Genomic DNA, 23064 nt, shown 5'->3' with positions numbered 1-23064 from the left:
TCGTCCCCCTTGCCCCCCGTGACCCCCTGTGCTTCCCCAATGGTCTGTGTGTGTTTCCCCCGATACGAATGGCTTTGCCCGGTGCTCCCCTGAAGTGCCGGACAGTTGCCGGAAGTGCGCCTCCCCCGCCGTCCCCACGGCGAGGTGCGAGCGCCCAGGGCGCGGCCCCGGAGCGGGTCAGCCCTTGGGAGCGGAGTCCTGGTACTGGTTGTCCGGCTGCGCCCCACCCGACTTGGTCGTCGTGGTGGTCGCGGCGCCCTCGGCCGTGACGTCGGTCGCGATGATGTCCTGGTACTGGTTGTTGGGCTTGGCAGTGCCGCCCTTGGGCGCCGCCGCGACGGGCTCGGTCGGCTCGGTCGGCGAGTTCTCGATGGTCATGCTGCGCTCCTGTGTTCCTGAGAACGTGCTGGTGCCAAGCCCGCCCGGCGGTAACCCCCGTTTACCACCGGGCGGGCAGCTCATGTGCAGTGATGGAATCGTGGCAGGGGACGATAATCAACGGATATACGGTTCCGTCCCGCGCGGCGATCGGGCGGTTATACGGCGACGGACGCCGAGGTCTCGCCGCCGAGCAGCCGCCGCACTTCCTGCGCCTCCGGCGACCCCAACGCCGTATAGACGCCCAGCGCGTCGTGCCAGCAGGCGTGGGCGCGCACCGACTGGCCCATGCCCGCGAGGGCACGACCGAGCATCGTGAGGGCGTTGGCCGTGCGCCACTCGCCGCCCACTTCCCGCAGGATGACGAGGGCCTGCTCCACGTGGGAGGCCGACTCCCGCCAGCGGCCCGCCGTGAGGTGCACCTCGGCCAGCCGGTAGAGCGTCATGCCCTCCCAGAACTGCTGCCGGGCCTCCTGGAAGACCGGCAGCGCCTCGGTGAGGCAGGACAGCGCCTCGTCCAGGCGGCCGGTGGCGGTCAGTGCGACGCTCATCGCGTACAGGCCGTTGCCGAGCCGGAATCCGGAGCCGAGGGCGCGGAGTATCGCGAGGACCTGCCTGCCGGTGGCCACCGCGTCGTCGGGATTGCCCAGGGCCATCTGGGCCCAGCCCAGGTTGGAAAGCGCCGACGCCTCGCCGTGCCGGTTGCCGTCGGCGCGGAAGGCCTCCAGCGCGGCGGTGTGGTAGGCGGCGCATTCCTCGTAACGGCGGTCCTTGTGTGCCACCAGGCCGCGCACATTGGGCGCGTAACTGCACGTCAGCGGGTCCTCGGCGGCCAGCCCCACGATCATGGCGCGGCGCGCCTCCTCGTCGGATTCCGTGAACCGTCCCGTCATCCGCAGCAATTGCGCCACCAGGACGCGGGCGCGGCCCTCCACCAAGGCGTCGGCGCAGTCATGGGCGGCGGTCACCAGGGCGCGGGCGGCCTGCTCGTACTGCCGTGCGTAGATGCCGGACTCCATCAGGTCCCACGCGGCCAGCAGCAGGTCGACGGCCCGTCGCGAGGGGCCCTCGCAGCCGCCGCCCGCGGCCTGCTCGACGGCCGCCAGCAGCCCCTGCGCCTCGGAGAACAGCCAGTTCAGGGCCTTCTCGCGGGTGGTGAAGGAGAGGCCGGGCCGCGCGGTCGGCGCCAGGTGCTCCAGGACGCGGTCGCCGGGGTTCTCCAGCTCGTACGCCCCCGCGGCCGACGCCAGGTAGAAGTCCAGCAGCCGCGACAAGGCGGCGCAGCGCTCCTCGGGCGTCTCGTCACGCTCGGCGCACTCGCGGGCGTACAGGCGCAGCAGGTCGTGGAAGCGGTAGCGGGCGGGCGCCGCGGACTCGATGAGGCTGATGTCGACCAGCGCCTCCAGCAGCTCCTCCGCAGCATAGGCGTCGAGGTCCAGGACGGCCGCGGCCGCCTCCAGGGAGATGTCCGGGCCGTCGGGCAGGGACAGCAGCCGGAAGGCGCGCGCCTGGGCCGCCGACAGGTGTCCGTAGCCCAGGGCGAAGGTGGCCTTGACCGCCAGGTCGCCGGCCCGCAGTTCGTCCAGGCGGCGGCGGTTGTCGGCGAGCTTGCTGGCCAGCACCGACACCGTCCAGGTGCGGCGCGCGGCCAGGCGCGCGGCGGCGATACGGATGGCCAGCGGCAGGAAGCCGCACGCGCCCACCACGTCGAGGGCGGCCTGCCGTTCGGACGCCACCCGCTCCTCACCGACGATCCTGGTGAACAGCTGCAGTGCCTCTTCCGGCGACATGACGTCGAGGTCCACCAGGTGGGCGCCGGCCAGGTCCACCATCCTCACCCGGCTGGTCACCAGGGCCGCGCACCCAGGGGTGCCCGGCAGCAACTGCCGGATCTGGGCCGCGTCATAGGCGTTGTCCAGCAGCGCCAGCACCCGCCGCCCGTCCAGCGTCGAGCGGTACAGAGCCGCCCGCTCCGCCAGCGTCTCGGGAATCGCCGGGTTCGGCACCCCCAGCGCCCGCAGGAACGCGCCCAGCACCGCCTCGGGTTCGGCCGGCCGCGGCTCGGTGCCCTGCAGGTCCACGTACAGCTGCCCGTCGGGGAACTGCTCGCGGGCCTCGTGCGCCACGTGCACCGCCAGCGTCGTCTTGCCCACGCCCCCGATACCGGCCACCGCCGAGACCGCCATGATGCCGCTGCCCTGCGAGGCCTCGGCCAGTTGGTGGCCCAGCTCGCGCACGAACGCCTCGCGGCCGGTGAAGTCGGCCACGGTGGCGGGCAGCTGGGCCGGGCGGGCGATCTCGGCCGGGCCGGAGTGCGCGGACGCCGGGGCGGCGAGCGCCGGATCGGCCTCCAGGATGCGCTGGTGCAGCTCGCTCAGTTCGGGCGAGGGGTCGATGCCCAGATCGTCGGCGAGCAGTCGGCGGGTGTCGGCGTAGACACCCAGCGCCTCGGCCTGCCGTCCGCTGCGGTACAGGGCCAGCATCAGCAGGTAGCGCAGCCGTTCGCGCAGCGGGTGCTCGGCCGACAGCGCGGTCAGCTCCGAGACCGCCTCGGCGTGCGCCCCCAGCTCCAGGTCGAGCTCCAGGCGGGTCTCCAGCATGCCCAGGCGCCACTCGCCCAGCCGGGTGCGCTGCGTCTCGGCGTACGGGCCCGGAAGGCCCGCCAGAGGCTCGCCGTGCCACAGCTGCAGGGCGCGGGTGAGCAGTTCGCGGGCGTGCTCGGGGTCGGACACGCGCGCCTTGTCGGCCTCTGCGGCCAGCCGTTCGGCCACCGCGTGGTCCAGACAGTCGGTCTCGACGTGCAGCGCGTAGCCGCCCGAGTCGGTGACCAGGGCGCCGGCGCCCAGCGCCTTGCGCAACCGGAAGGCGTACGAACGCAGCGCCGCCAGTGCGGTGTTCGGCGGAGCCTCGCCCCACACGGCGTCCACGAGTTCCGCGGCGGTCGCCGTACGGCCGCCGCGCAGCAGCAAAGCGGCCAGCAGCGCCTTCTGCTGCGGTGTGCCGGTGCCGATCGGCTCGTCGCCGCGCCAGGCACGTACCGGGCCGAGGACCGCGAACCGCAGGCAACTGCCCGGCTCCGTCCTGGTTTGCATCGTCTGCCCCTCTGAGCCTCCGCGAACCGGAATCCCCCCAGCTCCCGCTACGCGCGCGTATATCTATCGTTCATCGCTGAACGGAACAGTGTCCGCATGGCACGTGGAGCCCGAAGTCCGGCCCCGTCCGTGCCAGTTTGCCGTGTCCGGCCGCCCAGGTCACCCCGTGCCGGGTCCTGATCCGGCCGCACGGACAAATTTGGTCCGAATCAGAGGTTCCGGCTGTGCGTGCGCGGAGGTTGTGCTGTGTGGGGATGGTTCGTACCCGTGTGTCGCCCGCGACAGGGCGGGTGACGGAGGCGTCATGTGCGAACGGTGCGAGCGCCCTTGGGGCGCTTCGGGGGGCGTACACGGTCGTCCCCGCCCGCAGGGCGCCTATGGCGCGGACGGGTATCCCGCCGCAGGGGCGGCGATCCTCTTCGAAAGCGCGGCCGGGACGGCCGCGATGACGCGCGACGGGAACGACCGGCCCGAACAGGGGGCGGGCCGGACGGGCGGTCGGCGCGGCGGCGGCAATGGCGGCGGCAATGGCGGCCCCCGAATACGGTCCGGGGACGTCGTCCGGCTGCCGGGGCCTCTGCTGCGCCACCGCGCCGGCCGTCGCCCGGGCGCCGTCCCCGCGCTGCCCTACTCCAGCGCGGCGTTCGCCGGTACGGCGGGCTGCAGCTACGCCGAACTCGACCGCCGGGCTCGGGCGATCGCCTCGTGCCTGGGCAGCCGGCTGCAGCCGGGCAGCCGCGTGATGCTCGTGTACCCCCAGGGGCCGGACCTGGCCGGTGCCTTGTACGGCTGCCTGTACGCCGGGATGGCCGCGATACCCATGGTGCTGCCCGCACCCGGCGCCGTCGACAACGTGGCGCGTGCGGTGCGGCGCTGCCGGCCGGACCTGGTGCTCACCGGGTCGGACCTGTGGACGCCCCTGGCCGTGGACCGCGGCCGCACCCAGGTGCTCGAAGCGGACGGCGTACGGGTGGCGGGCGACCCGGTCTGGCGACTGGCGCAGAACTGGAAGCCGGTCGGCGTTCTGCCCGGCGCCCCCGCTTACTACCGCTACCACGACGACGGGGCGGCCGGGGGCCGTCTGGAGGCGGCCATGGCACACGGCGACCTGTCCGACGTGATGGGCGAACTCGCCCAGGCGGTGCGGCTGGGCACCGACGAGGAGAACGTCGGGTGGATCGCGGCAGTGCACGGCGTCGAGGACGCGGTGTGGCGGATCCTGCTCCCCGTCAGGGTGGGCGGCTGAGACGCGAGCCGAGCCCTCGCGCACGGCCACAGACCGGCCGGCGGGTGGCGTCCGAGGTGTGGGGAACGGCCTTGCCCCATAACGGCCCCTCGGACCGCTCACCCGCCGGCCCCCCGTCCGTTACGGCCGCCCGAGCCAGATCGGGTTGGTGAGCGCCGCCGGCGCCCCCGGCAGGACGCTGCCGGCCGGTGCCGGGTGGCGCACCTCGGCGCGTACGTACGTCGCCAGGGACGCGGTCGTCCGCCACTCCAGGAGGCCCGACGAGGGCAGCGGCTCGGCCACCATCTGACCCTCGTCGGTCAGCAGTCGCAGCACGCTGTCCGCGGGCACGCCGTCGACCCGCAGACTCACGGTCACCTCGTCCTCGGGGGCGACCTCCAGACGCCCGCCGATCTCCGCGTGCTCGCCGTGCGGCCCGGCCGCGGTGAGCGACAGTTGCACGTCCGCGGACTCCGCGATCCAGGAGCGGCCGGCCCGGATGCCCGCCAGCAGCGATCGGCGGTCCAGGCCGTCGGCGAGCACCACCGTCTGCGGCAGGCCGACGACGTCGGGGTCGCGGTGGGCGTCGGAGTTGCCCATCGCGGGGATCCAGCGGCCGTCGCCGCGGCGCGCGGCGCCGGTGAGGAGGTTGTCCCAGGTCTGCAGGGTCGCCTCGTCGTCAGGCGTCCACGGGCCGTTCCAGACCTCGATCGCGTCGACGTTGTCGTAGCCGAACTTCCACTGGCCGGCCAGGCTGAGGCCGTACGGGTGGGCGGGCACCACGATGCCGCCCGCGCGCCGGATCTGCCGGGCGAACCGGTCGAAGGCGTCGTCGCGCGCCCGGTAGCGCCAGTCGATCCACTCGCCGGCGTCAACACCGATGGCCAGGAAATGACCGTTACGGGTGGTGATCTCCTCACCCGTGAGGATGAGCAGGTCCGTCCCGTCGCCTTCGCCGGGGGACGTGCCCCTGCCGGCGTACGGGCCCAGGTAGGCGTGCGCGCCATTGGTGTTGTGGTCGCTCGAATTGATGAAGTCCAGCCTCGCGGCACGGGCGAGGGCGGCGAGCTGCTCCAGGGTGCGCTTGCCGTCGGAGTGGACGGAGTGCAGATGGCAGTCGCCGCGGTACCAGGCGCGGCCGCGCCCCGGCGCGTGGTCCGGCGGGTACGCCGGCGCGACCGGCTTCGCCGCCTGGCCGAGGGTGAGGGTGACGGTCACCGAGTAGTCCAGCCCCTGTGGGGCCACGGTGTACGGGCCGAGGACGACGTGCCAGGTGCCGGGCTCCACCGGTCCCGCGAGATAGCCGGGCGTTGCCTGGTCGCCGCTGATCGCGAACTCGGTGCGCGCCCCGCCCGACCAGCCGCGGAAGCCCCGGCCGCCCAGTTCGATCCCGCGCTGGTCGAAGACGCCGATGTCGCAGGCGTTCCCGACCGTCCCGGCCGGCACGCCCGGCCGGTCGTAGGTGTACGACACCGCGATCTGCCGTACCCCGGGCGGCACCTCGACCGGCAGGTACACGAAGTCCGCCGTCCCGGTGGGCAGATGACCGGTGACGGTACGGGTGAGGTCGCCGCCGCCGGCGGTCGGCGTGCGGTCGCCGCTGGACGGGGAGCCGGGGCCGGCTGCCGCCGCGAAGTCCACGGGAGCCAGGGTGAGGACGCCGGCGGCGCCGGCGAGAGCGGAGAGCTTGAGTACGTCGCGTCGGTCCATTCCGCCACCGTCACCCCGGCGGGTGACGGGAGCGTGGCGCCACCCTGTGCGGCAGGCTGCGGGAAGTGGGCCAGTACCCGATGTCCCCTCCGTTCCACCCGTACCATCCGCTACGGCACCCACTCGCCCTTACCTCCGCCCCCACCCGCCCTTGCCTTCGACGTCCACCGCCCACCACCCCCGGCCGGACCCTCAGCCCCTCACCCGGAGGAGTGACCGCAATTGCGCCTGGCAGCCACCATCTTCCTGACAGATCAGACGATCACACCGGTACATGTCGCGCAGGAGTTGGAGCAGCGCGGCTTCGCCGGCCTGTACCTGCCTGAGCACACCCACATCCCCGTCTCCAGGGCGACGCCTTATCCGGCGGGCGAGCCGCTGCCCGAGGAGTACGGCCGCACCCTGGACGCGTTCGCCGCCCTTGCGGCGGCCGCGGCCGTCACCAGGACGCTGGAACTGGGCACCGCGATCACCTTGGTGGCCCAGCACGACCCGATCGTGCTGGCCAAGCAGATCGCCACCTTGGACCACATGTCCGGCGGGCGCTTCACCCTGGGCGTCGGCTTCGGCTGGAACGTGGAGGAGGCGGCGGACCATGGAGTCGTCTGGGCCCGCAGACGCGATCTGGTGCGCGACCACATGCATGTGATGCGCGCCCTGTGGTCGTCCGAACCAGCCGCCTATACGGGTGATCTCGCCTCGGTGCAGGCCAGCCACGCGTGGCCCAAGCCGGCCGGCGGCACGGTGCGCACCCTGGTCGGAGGCGGCGCGGGCGCCCGGACGTTCGCCCATGTTACGGATTACGGCGACGGCTGGATGCCCATCGGAGGCAGCGGCCTGGCCGAGTCGCTGCCCAGGCTGCGGGAGGCGTGGCGGGACGCCGGCCGCGGCCCGGACGGACCGCTGGTGGTGCCGACCGCTGTACGCCCGACCCCGGAAAAGCTGGCCCGCCTCCGCGACCTCGGCGTCGAGGAAGCCCTCCTCCAACTGCCCGCCGGGCCCGCCCCGGAGGTGCTGCGCGTCCTCGACGACTACGCGCGGTACCTGTGAGGCGATCGCCCGCTTGTCGCCCCGTCTATTCCCCGGCCGGCCACGTGGACGCGTGAGATTGCCGACAGCGCCCCGCGGGCCCACAACCCCGTACCGCCCACGGACTGTCGGCGGGGCAACCTATGCTCGGGGAATGACCTCGCCGCCGCCCGCCGCCAACGCCATGCGCCGCGCCCTGCACCGCGCCGAGGCAGGCGTCGCCCTCGACACCGCGGAGGCAGCGGTGCTGCTCCAGGCGCGCGGCGGCGACCTGAGCCGCCTGGCCGCCATCGCCGCGAGGGTGCGGGACGCCGGGCTGGAGGCCGCCCGCCGCCCGGGCGTGATCACGTACTCCCGCAAGGTCTTCGTGCCGCTCACCCGGCTGTGCCGGGACAAGTGCCACTACTGCACCTTCGTCACCGTGCCCGGCAAGCTGCGCCGCGAGGGGCACGGCCTGTACCTGTCGCCGGACGAAGTGCTGGACATCGCCCGCCGCGGCGCCGCCATGGGCTGCAAGGAAGCGCTCTTCACCCTCGGCGACCGGCCCGAGGACCGCTGGCCCGAGGCCCGTGAGTGGCTCGACGCCCATGGCTACGACGACACGCTCGCCTATGTGCGGGCCATGGCGATCCGCGTCCTTGAGGAGACCGGCCTGCTGCCGCACCTCAACCCAGGGGTGCTGTCCTGGACCGACCTGCAGCGGCTGAAGCCGGTGGCGCCCTCCATGGGCATGATGCTGGAGACCACCGCCACCCGCCTGTGGTCGCAGCCCGGGATGCCGCACTACGGCTCGCCCGACAAGGAGCCCGCCGTAAGGCTGCGCGTCCTGGAGGACGCCGGCCGCTCCAACGTGCCGTTCACCACCGGCGTCCTCATCGGCATCGGCGAGACCTACGAGGAGCGCGCCGAGTCGCTGTTCGCCATCCGCCGCGCCGCCCGCCGCTACCACGGCGTCCAGGAAGTCATCGTGCAGAACTTCCGGGCCAAGCCGGACACCGCCATGCGCGGCATGCCCGACGCCGAACTGGAGGAGCTGGCCGCCGCCATCGCCGTCGCCAGGGTGGTGCTCGGTCCCGCCGCCCGCATCCAGGCGCCGCCGAACCTGGTCGACGGCGAGTACGAGCGCTTCATCGAAGCGGGCATCGACGACTGGGGCGGGGTCTCCCCGCTCACCCCGGACCACGTCAACCCCGAGCGCCCCTGGCCGCAGATCGACGACCTGGCCGCGCGGACCGCCCGGGCCGGCTTCACCCTGAAGGAACGGCTCACCATCTACCCGGAGTTCGTGCAGCGCGGCGAACCCTGGCTCGACCCGCGGCTGCTGCCGCACGTGAGCGCCCTCGCCGACCCCGTCACCGGACTGGCCCGCGAAGGCGTCGTTCCGCGGGGCCTGCCCTGGCAGGAGCCCGAGGACGCCTTCCCGGCGGCCGGCGGCGGCACCGGCCGTACCGACCTGCACCGCACCATCGACACCGAAGGCCGCACCGGCGACCGCCGCCAGGACTTCGACGAGGTGTACGGCGACTGGGCGGAGCTGCGCGAGCAGGCCGCGCCCGGACTGGTGCCCGACCGGGTGGACGCCGACGTCAAGGAGGCGCTGTCCACCGCCGCCGACGATCCCACCCGCCTCACGGACGCCCAGGCGCTCGCCCTCCTGCACGCCGACGGGCCCGCCCTCGACGCCTTGTGCCGCATCGCCGACGACCTGCGCGCGGCGACCGTGGGCGACGACGTCACCTATGTCGTCACCCGCAACATCAACTTCACCAACGTCTGCTACACGGGCTGCCGTTTCTGCGCCTTCGCCCAGCGCCGCACGGACGCCGACGCGTACACCCTCTCCCTCGACCAGGTCGCCGACCGCGCCGAACAGGCGTGGCAGGTCGGCGCGACCGAGGTGTGCATGCAGGGCGGCATCCACCCCGACCTGCCGGGCACCGCCTACTTCGACATCGCCCGGGCGGTCAAGCAGCGCGTCCCGGGCATGCACGTGCACGCCTTCTCGCCGATGGAGGTCGTCAACGGCGCCACCCGTACCGGCATGTCCGTCCGCGACTGGCTGGCCGCCGCCAAGGAGGCGGGTCTGGACTCCATCCCCGGCACCGCGGCCGAGATCCTCGACGACGAGGTGCGCTGGGTCCTCACCAAGGGCAAACTGCCGACCGCCACTTGGGTGGAGGTGGTCACCACCGCCCACGAACTGGGCATCCGCTCCTCGTCGACCATGATGTACGGGCACGTGGACCAGCCCCACCACTGGCTCGGGCACCTGCGGCTGCTGGCCCGCATCCAGCAGGAGACCGGCGGCTTCACCGAATTCGTCACCCTGCCGTTCATCCACACCAACGCGCCCGTCTACCTGGCCGGCATCGCCCGCCCCGGCCCCACCGCCCGCGACAACCGCGCCGTGACCGCGGCGGCCCGCCTCCTGCTCCACCCGCACATCACCAACATCCAGACGAGCTGGGTCAAGCTCGGCACCGAAGGCGCCGCCGAGATGCTGCGCTCGGGCGCCAACGACCTGGGCGGCACCCTGATGGAGGAGACCATCTCCCGGATGGCGGGTTCCGGTTACGGCTCCTACCGCTCCGTTCGCGACCTGGTGGCGATAGCCGAGGCCGCCGGGCGGCCCGCACGTCCGCGCACCACCCTTTACGGCGAGGTGCCGGCCGAGCGCGTCGCCGCCGCGCTCGCCTCCGACGGCCATCTGCCCGAACTCCTCCCCGTGCTCGAAGACTGACGGCCCGCACAGGTCCGACCATTGGCACGCGCCGCCGACCCGGTGAATTCGGCGGACCGTCACAAGGCCGTACGCCCGCGTTCCTTGGCCGCGCCCGGCCGGACGTGATGAAGTCCTGGACGGCAGAGGTGACATGGCGCGCCCATTGGGGGACACATGGCGATCGGCGGCGGAAGCGGGCGGACCGAGGGCGGAACGGCGGGTCCGCCCGCCTCATTGGTTTCGGCGTCCTCGGCGTGCGGCCCCGGCTCGGCGTGCGGCCCCGGCTCGGCGAGCGGCACGCGCGGCCCGGCGCAAGCCCCGCGGCCCCCGGTGCGGCCCGCGGCCCGGCCGGCTGACGGCGGGCGGTCCCGCGGCAGAGGCCGTCACCGGGCACGGCCGGCGGTGGTCACCGCGGCCGTCCTCTCCCTGGCCGCCGGGGGAGTGGCGGCGGCGACCACCGCGAGCGCCGACAGCCCGTTCCCGTACGACCGCACCGAGCGTCTCGCGCACGGCGTGGACTACCGCCAGTTCACCGTGACGGGATCCCAGGGGACCGTGCACGGGCACGTGCTGGTCGCCGACCTCACCGACCCCCAGGTGCGGGTCGACCTGCTGACCCCGGGCGCGGTGGGCGCCCGTGAGGCGGTCTCTGGGATGGCCGGCGCAAAGGGAGCGGTGGGCGCGGTCAACGGGGACTTCTTCGACATCACCGAGAGCCAGCACCCCGGCGTCGCGCCGACCGGCTCCTCGGACGGCCCGGAGATCGCCTCCGGCCGCGCCCTGAAGGCCGCCGTCCCGAACGCCCAGCGGTTCGGGCCCGCCATGCCGCCCGGCGAGACCACCGAGGACGTCCTCGGCATGGGCGTCGACCGTCGGATGCGCCTGGACCGGCTGAAGCTGAAGGGCCAGGTGCGCACCCCGCGCGGCACCTATGCGCTGGGCGGCTTCAACCAGTACGCCCTCCCCGTCGGCGGCATCGGCGCGTACACCGCCGACTGGGGGGCCGTCTCCCGGCAGCGGGCCGTGTGCGGCAGCGACACCTCGCGCGCCGCGGGCTGCAGTACGGACACCTACGAGGTCGTGGTGCGGCAAGGGCGGGTGGCCGCCACCGCAGCGACCCCCGGCGCGGGGGCGATCCCGCGCGGCACCACCGTGCTGCTCGGCCGGGACGCGGGCGCCGACACGCTGCGTACCCTGCGGGTCGGCGACCCGGTCGGCGTCGACGAGGACTTGGCGCCGACCGCGACCGCAGTCCCCTACGTCTTCGCGGTCGGCGGCTTCCCGGTGCTGCGCGACGGCGCCCCGCTGCCAGGCCTGGACACCAAGACGGCGGCGACAAGGACCGCGGCCGGATTCGGCGACGACGGCCACACCCTCTACCTGCTCGCCCTGGACGGCTCCACCGAGTCCGGCACGGGCCTGACCATCGCGGAACTCGCCGCCGTCCTGCACAGGATGGGCGCGGACGACGCCCTCAACCTGGACGGCGGCGGCTCCACCACTCTGGTGGCCCGCGACCCCGGCGCCACCTCCGTGACCGTCCGCAACCATCCTTCGGGCGGCGCCGAGCGCCCCGTGGCCAACGCGATCGGGGTATTCGCGCCCCGCTGACCGGCGTCCGGGCACGTTGCGGAAATCTGCACAGGAACTCCACAGGACTTCCGCACGGCGGCACCGCAATAGCGCGCCGGGTAATTCCCGGTGAGCGCGCCCCGGAAAGCGCCGAATACGCGCCCCTCTTACGCCGGGGAGAATCCCCGCCATCCCCCCGATGGCGGGGATTCGCGGACAAGTCCCGCCTATCCGCGGCCCCCCTTCCCTCCCCGCTGACGTCGGATATCGTGCAGGCGCAGTACGGGTTCAGATCGGGGGCTGATCGAAGGGGACCGCATTGACCGCAGTCTGGGGACGCGCGCAGCAGCAGGATTTCCGCAGCCGCGTACGCGGCTGTCTGCTCGGCGGCGCGATCGGGGACGCACTGGGCGCCGGGGTGGAGTTCGAGTCGCTGGAGGCGATCCAGCGGGATCACGGCCCCGAGGGCGTGACCGACTACGTACCGGCGTACGGCAGACGCGGCGCGGTCACCGACGACACGCAGATGACCCTGTTCACGATGGAGGGGCTGATACGGGCCCAGGTCCGGCGGGACACCGGCGCCTGGCACCCGCCGACCGACATCCACCGCGCCTACCGGCGCTGGGCGGCCACCCAGACCGAGTGGGGGCCCGACGAGCGCCGCAAGGACGCCGGCTGGCTCTCCCGCGAGGAGTGGCTCTACGCGCGGCGCGCCCCGGGCGGCGCCTGCCTCAGCGGCCTCGCCGACGACCGCATGGGCACTTTGGACGAGCCGAAGAACCCCGGCTCCAAAGGGTGCGGCACGGTGATGCGCTCGGCCCCCTTCGGGCTGCTGGTCGGCTGGGAGCCCCACCTGGTCTTCCAGCTCGCCGTCGAGTGCGCCGCGCAGACCCACGGACACCCTACGGGCCAGCTCGCGGCAGGCGCCTTCGCCGTGATCGTGCACGGCCTGGCCCGGGGCGAGGCGCTGGACGGCTCGGTGCAGCACGCCCTGGCGCTGCTGGGCGCCCGTCCCGGCCACCAGGAGACGACCGACGCGCTGCAGAGCGCGCTGGGCGCCGTACGCCAAGGGATGCCGTCACCGCAGCGCGTCGAGGCGCTCGGCCAGGGCTGGACGGCCGAGGAGGCGCTGGCCATCGGCGTGTACTGCGCCCTGGTGGCCGAGGACGTGCGCCACGGGCTGCTGCTCGCCGTCAACCACTCGGGTGACAGCGACTCCACCGGCTCCGTCTGCGGCAACCTGCTCGGTGTGCAGCACGGCGAGACCGCCCTGCCGCCCGCCTGGATCGCCGAACTGGAGGGCCGCAGCACGATCCTCCAGCTCGCCGACGACTTCGCCATGGAGATGACCCAGGCGCCCGCCCTGCACGGGCCCTCCGGGGCCAGCCCGGCCTGGCTGGAGCGCTATCCGGCCGCGTGAGCCGCGAACGACCCACCGCCGTGCCCGGACCCGTACCGGCGCCGGAAAGACCCCGTACCGGCCCGACACGGCCTGTACGGCCCCCGCAGCCCCGTTGCAGGGGACAGGCCGAGGAAGGCGAGTGCGGTGACACGGGCCGCGACCAGGCCGACGCGGGCGCTCCACGCACGGGCGGTCCGCGAGAACGCGGGCGCGATGTCCCGCGTGACGACGGCGGTGATGGCGTCGGCGTCCGAGGAGCACAGGGCCATGGTGTGCGAGAAGAAGCCGACCACCACCAGGCCGATGCCCCAGTTCGGTCGGCGAGTCCGCCCACAGGCCGCCGACCGTGCAGTACACCGCCGTGATTCCGCCGGTGATCAGGATGCCCTGGGTGAGGGTCGCCCCGGTGAACACCGACAGCAAGGCGGCGATGGCCGCCCATTTCGCGCCGATGTCCACGACTTTCAGCAGTACCCCGGATCACGCGAGGGCCTGCTGGGCGGTGAGGTTGTGGCGGGCTTTGAGGTATTCCAGCGGTGAGGCCACGCACAGCCGGGACCGCGTCCTGTTCAGCCGGGGCGCGAACAGCCTCGCGCCTATGGCGACGCCGATCGCGATGGGCAACGACCAGGTGACGTACGAGGTGACGCCAAAGGTGTAGGCGATGCCCGCGTAGCCGGTGAACATCACCGCGCTGCAGCCCGACATGTGGTGCGAGATGCCCGACAGCCACCACGGCATCTTGCGCTTGGCAATGTGATGACCAAGAGCGCGAACCCACGATGAGCGGGCACTTCGCTGGACGTGCGCCGTGCCGCGGCCACGACGGGCGGCCGCCTGGGATGCGGGACCCTGGCGGCGCCGGGGAGGAGGACCGGCGAAGGAAAGGAAGGGCGAGGTCAGAACACCTTTGCCAGGCGCGCCAGCCCCTCGGTGATCTCCCTGGGGGTGTGCGTCGTGAAGGACATGCGCAAGGAGGCGGGATCGGGGGAGGCGGCGAAGAAGGGCGCCCCCGGCACATAGGCGACGTCGTACGACACGGCCGTTCGCAGCAGCTCGGTCGCGTCATAGCCGTCCGGCAGCCGGACCCACACGAACATGCCGCCCTGGGGGCGGTTCCAGGTGCTGCCGGCCGGAAGCGTTGAGGCCAGGCCCGCGAGCAGGGCGTCGCGGCGCTCACGATAGGCCGAGCGCACCCGTGCGAGGTGCGCGTCCAAGTCGCGGTCCGCCAGATAGCGGGCCGCGGCGGCCTGGTCGACGGTCGACGTGTGCAGGTCGGCCGCTTGCTTGGCGATGACGCAGGGGCGCAGCAGCCCGGCCGGCGCGCGCATCCAGCCGAGCCGCATGCCGGGCGCCATGACCTTCGAGAAGCTGCCCAGCAGCACCGTCCGATCCGCGGCCGCCTCCTGGGCGGCGATCCACGGCTCGTAGCCGCCCTCGAAGCGCAGCTCGCCGTACGGGTCGTCCTCCGCGATCCACAGGCCGTGCCGCCCCGCCACCTCTGCGACGGCGCGGCGCCTGGCCGCGGGCAGTGTGCGGCCGGTCGGATTCTGGAAGTTCGGGATCAGGTAGAGCAGCTTGGGCCGCTCGGCGGCCACCAGCTCCTCCAGGGCCTCCGGGACCACCCCGTCACTGTCGGTCGGCACCGGCACCACCCTTGCGCCCGCGAAGCCGAAGGACTGCAGGGCCGCCAGGTACGTCGGGTTCTCCACCAGTACCGTGTCACCGGGTTCCAGCAGCGCGGTGGCCAGCAGTGCGAGCCCTTGCTGCGAGCCGCCGGTCACCAACAGGTCGCCGGCTCCGGTGCGAAGACCCCGGGCCGTAAGACGGGCCGCGACCGCCTCCCGCAGCGCCGGGTCGCCCTCGGTCGTCGAGTACTGCAGCACCTTCCCGGGCCGCTCGGCGAGCACCCGGTCGTACGCCGCCCGTATCCCCTCCGCGTCGAACAGTTCGGGTGCCGGAAGTCCCCCGGCGAACGAGATGACCTCGGGCCGCGCGGTCAGCGCCAGGATCTCCCGTACCGGCGACGCGCCCACCGCCTGGGCACGTGCGGCGAGCGGGGGCAGGGCGGCTCGAAGCGGCGTCGTCGTCATGGCGGAACTCTACGGACATGTGATTGGTGCGTACAGTTAGTTTTGAGGATGCGGGCAGCGGGGAGCCCCCTCGGCCAGGACGGCGGCCAGTCGAGAGGGCTCTGTGGTCACTGCCGATCGTACGGACGTCCCGCGGACGGGCGCGCCCGCCGCCCGGACAGCGGCACGTCAGCGCAGGTCGAACGAACCGCTTTCCACGTCGGCGACGAAGGACGACCACGCCTCGGGGGAAAAGCTGAGGACGGGACCGTGCGGGTCCTTGGAGTCGCGGACGACGACCGCCTCCGCGACCGGTGACTTCACTTCCACGCAGGCCCCGTTACCGGTGGACCGCGAGGACTTGACCCACGAAGGGGTGCTGCCCAGCTTGATTGCCATCTCTGCTCCGGTGTGTGCTGGTGAGGCGGCGCGTTGGGTGCCAGCGCGCCTTGGTGACTGTCCTCGACGCTACCCGGCAACATCGCGCAGGCGGGGGGCACTTCACTCGACTGGATGGCATATACCCGGCAACTCTTCACCGATGGGCGGGCCGGGGTGTAATCTGCGGCCTTCTCCGGAGTGCCGAGTCCTCAGGTGTACCGCTGTGCCGCCTCCGTGATGAACTGCCGGGTCTGCTCCGGCCCCAGCGCCTGGGCGCGCAGGTGCTCGTACATCACGCTGTACGCCTGCACGTCGGTGTCCTTCTCCAGATACAGGTCGCTGTTGACGCCCTCCAGGTACACCACCGTCGCGTCCGTGGCGTCGGTGAACTCCAGGACCGCGAACTGCCCGCTCAGCCCCGGATGGGCGCCCGCCTCGAACGGCAGCACCTGCACGGTCACATGGGGCAGCCGGCTCATCTCGACCAGTCTGGCGAGCTGGCCGCGCATGATCTCCTCGTTGCCGACCTTGCGGCACAGCGCCGCCTCGTCGACCACGGCCCACATCCGCAGCGGTGACTCAGTGTCGGTGATCCGGTCCTGCCGCCGCATCCGCACGCTGACCCGCTTCTCCACCTGCTCGGGCGTGGCCTCCGGCAGATTGCCGGCGATCATCGCGGACGCGTACTCAGGCGTCTGCAGCAGGCCCGGCACCACCTGCGGCTCGAACACCCGCAAGGAGGCCGCCTCCGTCTCCAGACCGATGTAGACGCTGTACGGGATGTCGCCGAAGGCGTGCCACCAGCCCTGCTGGCGCGACTCCTTGGCCATCTGCATCAGGGATTCGACGATGCGCACGTCCTCCACGCCGTACACGTTGCACAGGTCGCGCACGTCGCGCTGGCTGATGCTGCGGCGGCCGTTCTCCAGCCGGCTGATCTTCGACTGCGAGACCAGCAGCCGGGCCGCGACCTCCTCGGCCGTCATCCCCTTCTGCTCCCGCAGCTTGCGCAGCTCCGAACCCAGACGGCGGCGCCTGACGGTGGGGTTGACGTTGGCGACCACGGGTACTGCACCTCCACGCTGATCCTACTGATGGTCAGCAGCCTGCCACTACCGGTCATCACCGCGCTGGCGAATACGCGGAACAAGGTTGTCCGTTCAAATGGAACGCGCGGGGCGGCGGGCCGGCCGGCGCGCCCGGGAACCCGGGTGCGTCCGCAGGCCGCCGCCCCGCGCGTCACAGCGGCTCCCGGAACCGGGTCGCATGGACGGCCGTATCCCAGCCGGTGTCCGGTCCCTGCCGGCGGACACCGGCGCCGCCCTGTGCTACGGGGTGGTGCGTGGTGTTGCGAGGTTGGTGCGGTCGGTGACTTCGGTGCTGTTGATGCCGTTCATGCCGTTGGTGCTGTCCGACCGCCTGTGCTGTCGGTGCCTTTGTGCCTCGGTGCTCTCGGCGCCCTGGCGCCCGCCGCCGCGGCCGACGCGTGGTGCCGCGAACGGGGTGGCGCGAAGGTCACCCGGCCTTACGCGGTGCTGACGTGCCGGATGGCACGCTTGGTGCCGTCCGCTGGTGCTGTCCTTCGGCGCTGTGTCCGTTGACGCTCTCCGCTGCCCGCTGCCGGCATCGCGGCAGTGGCCGCGGTTGCGGCCGTGTGCCGCCGATGTCGCCGTCGCGGTCGCGGTTGGTTGCGGGTCGCGTCGCTCAGCGGGCGCCGGCCCGGGCCATCGTGCTGTGGCCCGCCGTACGCTGCGCCTGGGCCGGCGGCCGTTTCGGCTGCGCCGCCACCCCGTTCTGTACATCCATCACCGCGTGCGCCACGAGGCCGCCCATCGGGTCGTACCTGATCAGGTCGCGCAGGCGCGATCGCGAGGACCGGCCCTCGTTGCCCGGGTACAGGTGCTTGCCGAGCCCCACCGAGTGAGCGAGCGCGGCGAGCGCGGCGGTCCGCGGGTCCGGCGGCACGCCGGTGCGGATCGCGCTGTCGAGCCGGGCCCTTATCTCCCGGCTGACCGCGCTGTCGGTCGCCTGGTAACGAGTGGTCGGCAGCACCCCGCACATCTGACCCGGCACGGCGTGCACCATGCCGCACCGCTCCAGGTGCGCGAGATACGTCTGGCGCAGCCCCAGCCGGGGCCCGCCGATCCAGTGGACGGCGCGGACCGGACTGCCACGGCGTCGCAGCAGTTCGAGCGCGGAGTCCAGGGTCGGATCTCCAGTCGGCCGTGGGTGCACCACGGCGATACGATCCCCGTCAGGGGCTATCCGTCCGGCCAGGGCCAGCTCGACGAGCTGTGCCCCGGCGAGGCCGAGGTCGAGCGACTGCGGCTGCGCCGTGGTCCCGGTCGTCGGGTCCAGGGCGAGCAGCAACAGCTCTTCCGGAATTGTTCTGCGGCTCTTGCCCATCCATGCCTCCCCGCGTGGATGAATGACAGGGTGACGCCTCTCACACCGGCCTGTCGAGAGCGCCTTCGCCTTATCGGCGGGAACCGGCTGGTATGTCGTTCTCGTCTACGGGGTGGGCGGGGTGTCGCAGTCGACGGGCCGCGGGCCCGTCGCGGGACACTTGCGGGTGTCGGTCCGGACGGCTGGGAGCGCCAGCGCACTCACGCCCCTCACTATGCGTGTACGACCTGTGACGATGTGTGCGAAACCAGAAGGAGGTCTGCGTGGCGGGCGAGTCCCCCGGCAGGGAGCAGCGGCAGGGAACGTCGGGGGAGCCGGCCGACAAGGTCGCCCCCGACCCGAGGCTGGCGGTGTTCCGGACGCCTGGTGAGACGCGTGAGGCGCGTGCGACGGGAGACGTACGCGAGCGTCGCCCGGCGTCGCCCGGTGCCGCCGCGCCGAGGCGCGCCCCCGGGAAGGCGGAGGTGAACGGGTCCGGCGCGCGCCTCCACTCCGCTCAGGCGTCCGCCCCCTCCGCGGCGGCGAATACGGCGGATGACGTACCGCCGGTAGACGCCCGAACCACCCCGGCTGCGCCCGGCACCCCCTCGGTGACCTCTCCCTCCCCCCGTGCCGAGGCCCCCGGGCCCGTGAAAGCGGAATCGAATCGTGATCCGCAGAGTGGGGCAGCGGTGTCCTCTGGTGGCAGTGTGGCGAGTGTGGCAGACGGGGTTTCCACGGACGCGGCTTCCGATCCGGTTCCTGACGCGCCGGAGCGCACTCCGGTGGCGGAACGCGGCGCTCGAACGGCGGGCGGCCCGCCGGGTGAGATCGCCGGCGCCGGGAGCGGGCAGCCCGCGGCGCCGGAGGACGCCACGCCGCACGGCACGATCGCGGACGAGGGAGAAGGAAGGCCGCGCAAGGGCGGCGCGACGAAGGACGGCGACGAGAACGAGGACGGCACCCGCGAGGGCGCCGCGGGCGGCAAGGCGCAGGCGAACGGCGCCGCGGGCGGCAAGGGCGCTTCCGACGGCAAGGGCGCCGCGAAGGACGTGGCCGCAAGTGCCGCGGCCGGTGCGGACCGCGAGACCGGTGCGGACCGCGAGGCTGGTGGGGACCGCGAGGCTGGCGCGGACCCCGAAGCCGGGGCGGACTCCAAGGGCGCGGCGAAAGACACCGCGGCCGGCGCTGAAGATCGCATCAACGCCGAAGGCCGTACGGACGGCGGACACGGCGCGGACGGAACCGACGGCGCGGACGGCGCGGTGGCCGGCCCCGCCTCCGCTTCCACATCCGCTTCCACGCGCGTCCTCAAACCGCTCGTGTCGGACCTGCCGGTGCGGCCCCAGGGGGCCTCCGGCGGCGGTGCGGCGGGCCCGCGGGCCCAGGTGGCCTTCGGGACGCCGGGCACGCCCGTGCGAGCGCGTACGCCCTCCCAGGCGCCGTCCGGGGCCGCCCCGGCGCCACTGCCGCCCGCAGCTCCGCCCGGTCCCGTACCCCCGGTGAAGCCCGCGGACGCGGCCGGGGGCGGGGCGATCGGGCCCGAAGGCACCCTCGACCTGCCGATGCCGCCGGAGCCGACGTCCGGCCAGGAGCCCAGGGACCCGCTCAAGCTGCTGGCGGAGCTGACCAATACCCCGCCCCCGCCGCAGACCCTGCTGCGCAGCATCATGCGGCGGTTCAAGATCTGGACGCCGCTCGTCGCCCTGCTGGCCGTCGCTTTCGTGGTGGTGCAGGCGCTGCGCCCGCTGCCGTCCCCCGGGCTGAAGCTGACCGCGGCCCCTACGTACACCTTCGCCGGCACGCCGCTGCCCGCCTCGCTGCCCTGGCCGAGCGAGGGCCAGTCGGTCGCGGAGGTCGAGGGGCTCGGCTCGCTCGGCGTGCGCGGCGCCCAGACGCCCGTACCGATCGCCAGCGTGACCAAGGTGATGACGGCGTACGTGATCCTCCGTGACCATCCGCTGGCGGGGAAGGAGAACGGCCCGACGATCACCGTCGACGCCACGGCGGCCAGGGAGTCGGCGTCGACCGACGAGTCCACCGCCCATGTGCAGGCCGGGCAGCGGTTCACCGAACGCCAGATGCTGCAGCTGCTGCTCATCCCGTCCGGCAACAACATCGCGCGGCTGCTGGCCCGCTGGGACGCCGGAACCCAGGAGGCGTTCGTCGCCAAGATGCGCGCGGAGGCGGCCGCCCTCGGGATGACCCACACCACCTATACGGGTGCCAGCGGCTTCGAGGAGACCACTGTCAGCACCGCCGTCGACCAGCTCAAACTGGCCCGTGAGGTGATGAAGAACGACGTCTTCCGGTCGGTCGTCGCCCTGCCGAACATCAACATCCCCGGCGTCGGCGTCATCTACAACAACAACAACGACCTGGTGCACTTGGGCGTCGTCGGCGTCAAGACCGGTTCCAGCACCCCGGCCGGCGGCGCCTTGATGTGGGCCGCGCACCGGACGATAAACGGCAAGCAGCAGCTCATCCTGGGCGTCGTGCTGCAGCAGCGCGGCGGCCGCACCACCCCCTCCGCCATGCTCGACCTGGCGCTGGCCAACAGCCAGAAGATGATCGACGCCATCCAGGGCGGCCTGACCCAGGCGACGATAGTGAAGAAGGGCCAAGTCGTCGGCTATGTGGACGACGGTCTGGGCGGGCGCACGCCGGTGGCCGCTGCCAAGGATCTCGTGGCGATCGGCTGGCCGGGCATGAAGACCACCCTGAGCCTTACCGCCGGGTCCGCCGGAGTCCCGCACAGCGCCGCATCCGGCACCCAGGTCGGCACGGTCGCCTTCGGTTCGGGCTCCGCCAAGACCTCGGTCCCCGTGGTCCTGCAGGGCGACCTGCACCAACCATCGTTCGGGAAGAAGCTGACCCGGCTGGGCTGACGGTCCTGCCCGGCCCGCTCGGTCACGGGCGACCAGGGAGTGAGGGGGCGGTCCGCGCGCTCGCGCGGGCCGCCCCCTCACTTTTCACCCCGTCGCCTTCCCGCTCCTTCTTCACGCCGACAACTCGCGTTCCAGCGGGGTACGGAAGCGCGGGGTGATCCGCACCTCGCCCAGCAGGCCGGTCAGGTGGGCGGCCCGCTCGTCGACGGCGTCGGCCGCCTCCTTGCCGCGGTCGGTCAACTGGCGCCAGACGACGGTGCCGTCCGCGCGCTGTGCCCAGCCGCCGATCACCTCGCCGCCCCACCAGACCGTCGGCCCCACATTGCCCGTGCGGTCGAAGAGAGCGGCCCGGTGCGGACCGGGCAGGAACCATTCCCGGTTCTGCCACCCCATAGGCGTCGGATCGAGGGCGGGCAGCAGCCTGGCCGCGGGTCGCGCATCCGCATCCATTGACGCGGGTATCGCCCCGTCCGTGGCGAGGTCGCCGGGCAGGACCCAGCCGGGTCCCTCGTCCAGGGCCACCGGTTCGGCGCCGACCGCCGCGAGGGCCTTGCGGACCTCTCCCAGTGACCATCCGGTCCACCACTTGACGTCGGCCTCGGTCCCGGGACCGTAGGCCGCCAGCCACGACCCGACCACCTCGGCCCGCGCCTCGTCCACGGGCACCGGCGGCAGCGGCCGCGCCTTCGCCCACCGGAACTGACTGCTCGTCCACGACCCCGCGGGCCTGCGCCGCTCGATCCTGCCCTCGGCGGCCATCGTGCGGATGATCCGGCTCGCCACATGCTGCGTGGCCTCGTACGGCTTGCCGCGCGCCACCACGACCTTCTCGCGCAGCCTTGGCACCAGTTGGCCCAGCCGGACCCCGCCGGCCTCCCCGTGCCGCGCCAGTGCCTCCTCGACCTCGGTCTCCACCTCGGCGAGCCACCGCTCGTCCCAGCCGCCGCCCTCGGCGAGGAACGTCAGCAGCCCCTTGCGCTCGCGCGCCGCGATGTGGCGGCCGGCCGCCGCATAGGCGGCGGGTGCCGTCTGCCGGGTGAGGACGAACATCGTGCGCCGCATCGCCAGCATCCGCGTCAACGTGGGCTGTTCGCCATACAGGGCCTCGTCCAGACCCTCGAACGCCGTCCGCGGCTCCCGCAGCCTTGCCGCGACCGACAGGTACACGCTCGCCGGGTCGGTGGCGTGGAGCGCGACCAGCCGACCCGCCACCTCGTCCGCGGTGTCCGCCAGGCGCCCCTCGGCCAGAAAGTGCCGCGCCGCGATCCGTGCGATCCGTTCCTTACGGCTGATCCGCCGCTCCGCTCCGCTCATACTCCATTGGACCCCATCCGGATCACCGGGTTCCATGGCGGCGGACGGCGGGCTTGGCCGCCCGTGCGGCGGGGCGCCAAGGCGTCAGGCGCGGCCGACGAGTTCGTAACCGGCCTCGTCCACCGCCGCGCGCACCGCCTCGTCGTCCAGCGGTCCCTCGGAGGCGACGGTCACCAGTCCGGTCTGCGCCTCGGCGGTCACGGACGTGACCCCGGGGATCGCCGTGACCTCCTTGGTGACGGCCGACTCGCAGTGGCCGCAGCTCATACCCGAGACGGAGTAGACGGTCTCGCTCATTTCCTGCTCCTTCATGGGTGCGCGAAGGGACGTCGCACGTGCTTCCGCTTGTCACCCGCGCGTGTGAAGGGACGGTCTTCCGTCCACCGATCACCAGCTTATACCCCCTAGGGGTATGGGGAGGGATCGACCCCCGGCTGTGTCATCACTCCTCACTCTTCGTCCGCCGCCAGGCGGTCCAGCAATCCGGCGGCCAGCCGCAGCACTTCCCGCTCGGTGTCGTTGAGCTCCGTGGCCATCCGCCGGCGCAGCCACGCGTCCCGGTGGTCCACGTCGCGGGCCATCGCCTCGAAACCGCGCCATGTCAGCTCGATCAGGTACTGCCGTCCGTCCTCCGTGTCCCGCACCCGCGTCACCAGCCCCTCCTCCTCAAGCGCGGCGAGCGTCCTGGTCAGCGACTGCGGCTGTACGTGCAGGGCGGCCGCCATCGCTCGCGCGGTGCCCGGCCCCGACCTGTACAGGTGAGCCAGCGCGGCCAGCTTGCCGGTCGGCAGCCCGTCCGGCAGTCGCTCGGCGCGCATGCGGCGGCCCAGCCGGTTCACCGCGCGCCGCACCACGGCGGCGTCATCGAGGGGCGGAGGAGGAAACATGGCG

16 protein-coding genes and 1 pseudogene are annotated in these 23064 nt (G+C 73.0%); 6 read left to right on the top strand and 11 right to left on the bottom strand.

Features of this window, described 5'->3' with window-relative positions:
- Nucleotides 1–177: 177 nt before the first annotated feature.
- Together K7G61_RS05105 and K7G61_RS05100 are read right to left on the bottom strand one after the other, a co-directional pair.
- Nucleotides 178–378 carry a hypothetical protein gene (locus tag K7G61_RS05105; protein ID WP_225845377.1) on the bottom strand — a complete coding sequence of 67 codons (201 nt, stop codon included), beginning with the start codon at nt 376–378 and terminating at the stop codon, nt 178–180.
- 158 nt (nt 379–536) lie between these two features.
- Entirely contained in the window at nt 537–3470 is a 2934-nt protein-coding gene (locus tag K7G61_RS05100) for a BTAD domain-containing putative transcriptional regulator (RefSeq protein WP_225845376.1), read from the bottom strand.
- A 445-nt stretch (nt 3471–3915) separates the two neighbouring features.
- Between K7G61_RS05100 and K7G61_RS05095 the strand changes: the two genes are divergently transcribed.
- Nucleotides 3916–4716, top strand: coding sequence for an AMP-binding protein (locus K7G61_RS05095; protein ID WP_225845375.1), 801 nt, complete (start codon nt 3916–3918; stop codon nt 4714–4716).
- Nucleotides 4717–4836: 120 nt separating this feature from the next.
- Here K7G61_RS05095 and K7G61_RS05090 read toward each other — a convergent pair whose 3' ends face one another.
- Nucleotides 4837–6405 (bottom strand): CehA/McbA family metallohydrolase, encoded by a 1569-nt coding sequence (locus tag K7G61_RS05090; RefSeq protein WP_225845374.1) that lies wholly within the window; start codon nt 6403–6405, stop codon nt 4837–4839.
- Between the two features lie 222 nt (nt 6406–6627).
- Between K7G61_RS05090 and K7G61_RS05085 the strand changes: the two genes are divergently transcribed.
- The 4 genes from K7G61_RS05085 to K7G61_RS05070 all read left to right on the top strand — a co-directional run bounded on the left by K7G61_RS05085 (nt 6628) and on the right by K7G61_RS05070 (nt 13151).
- Entirely contained in the window at nt 6628–7455 is an 828-nt protein-coding gene (locus K7G61_RS05085; RefSeq protein WP_225845373.1) for a TIGR03619 family F420-dependent LLM class oxidoreductase, read from the top strand.
- Between the two features lie 133 nt (nt 7456–7588).
- Nucleotides 7589–10174 carry a bifunctional FO biosynthesis protein CofGH gene (locus K7G61_RS05080; protein WP_225845372.1) on the top strand — a complete coding sequence of 862 codons (2586 nt, stop codon included), beginning with the start codon at nt 7589–7591 and terminating at the stop codon, nt 10172–10174.
- Between the two features lie 384 nt (nt 10175–10558).
- The gene (locus K7G61_RS05075; RefSeq protein WP_374204057.1) at nt 10559–11767 is read left to right on the top strand and encodes a phosphodiester glycosidase family protein; all 1209 of its coding nucleotides are present in this window, start codon (nt 10559–10561) and stop codon (nt 11765–11767) included.
- Nucleotides 11768–12047: 280 nt separating this feature from the next.
- Nucleotides 12048–13151, top strand: coding sequence for an ADP-ribosylglycohydrolase family protein (locus K7G61_RS05070; RefSeq protein WP_225845371.1), 1104 nt, complete (start codon nt 12048–12050; stop codon nt 13149–13151).
- Between the two features lie 95 nt (nt 13152–13246).
- On the opposite strand, the pseudogene K7G61_RS05065 reads toward K7G61_RS05070, so the two are convergent.
- The 5 genes and pseudogenes from K7G61_RS05065 to K7G61_RS05045 form a co-directional block, all read right to left on the bottom strand.
- A pseudogene (locus K7G61_RS05065) lies at nt 13247–13877 on the bottom strand (hypothetical protein); the annotation flags it as partial.
- Between the two features lie 155 nt (nt 13878–14032).
- The gene (locus K7G61_RS05060) at nt 14033–15226 is read right to left on the bottom strand and encodes a PLP-dependent aminotransferase family protein (RefSeq protein WP_225845370.1); all 1194 of its coding nucleotides are present in this window, start codon (nt 15224–15226) and stop codon (nt 14033–14035) included.
- Nucleotides 15227–15394: 168 nt separating this feature from the next.
- A complete protein-coding gene (locus K7G61_RS05055) occupies nt 15395–15604 on the bottom strand; it encodes a DUF397 domain-containing protein (protein WP_225845369.1) in 210 nt (69 codons plus the stop codon).
- 191 nt (nt 15605–15795) lie between these two features.
- On the bottom strand, nt 15796–16650 hold the full coding sequence (locus tag K7G61_RS05050; RefSeq protein ID WP_225845368.1) for a helix-turn-helix transcriptional regulator: 855 nt from the start codon (nt 16648–16650) through the stop codon (nt 15796–15798).
- Between the two features lie 640 nt (nt 16651–17290).
- On the bottom strand, nt 17291–17992 hold the full coding sequence (locus tag K7G61_RS05045; protein WP_225845367.1) for a GPP34 family phosphoprotein: 702 nt from the start codon (nt 17990–17992) through the stop codon (nt 17291–17293).
- A gap of 698 nt (nt 17993–18690) precedes the next feature.
- Between K7G61_RS05045 and K7G61_RS36850 the strand changes: the two genes are divergently transcribed.
- Nucleotides 18691–20859, top strand: coding sequence for a D-alanyl-D-alanine carboxypeptidase (locus K7G61_RS36850; RefSeq protein ID WP_225845366.1), 2169 nt, complete (start codon nt 18691–18693; stop codon nt 20857–20859).
- Nucleotides 20860–20970: 111 nt separating this feature from the next.
- Here the strand turns inward: K7G61_RS36850 and K7G61_RS05035 are convergent, their stop codons facing one another.
- The 3 genes from K7G61_RS05035 to K7G61_RS05025 form a co-directional block, all read right to left on the bottom strand.
- Nucleotides 20971–22173 (bottom strand): winged helix DNA-binding domain-containing protein, encoded by a 1203-nt coding sequence (locus K7G61_RS05035; RefSeq protein WP_225845365.1) that lies wholly within the window; start codon nt 22171–22173, stop codon nt 20971–20973.
- Between the two features lie 84 nt (nt 22174–22257).
- Nucleotides 22258–22485 carry a heavy-metal-associated domain-containing protein gene (locus tag K7G61_RS05030; protein WP_374204056.1) on the bottom strand — a complete coding sequence of 76 codons (228 nt, stop codon included), beginning with the start codon at nt 22483–22485 and terminating at the stop codon, nt 22258–22260.
- A gap of 137 nt (nt 22486–22622) precedes the next feature.
- The gene (locus K7G61_RS05025) at nt 22623–23060 is read right to left on the bottom strand and encodes a MarR family winged helix-turn-helix transcriptional regulator (protein ID WP_225845363.1); all 438 of its coding nucleotides are present in this window, start codon (nt 23058–23060) and stop codon (nt 22623–22625) included.
- Between the last annotated feature and the right edge of the window lie 4 nt (nt 23061–23064).

It is taken from the genome of Streptomyces sp. HPF1205, assembly GCF_020400825.1.
In the GTDB taxonomy this organism is placed as follows: Bacteria; Actinomycetota; Actinomycetes; order Streptomycetales; family Streptomycetaceae; genus Actinacidiphila.
The sequence above is the reverse complement of the archived record's forward strand: the minus strand, read 5'-3'. Positions and strand labels throughout refer to the sequence as shown.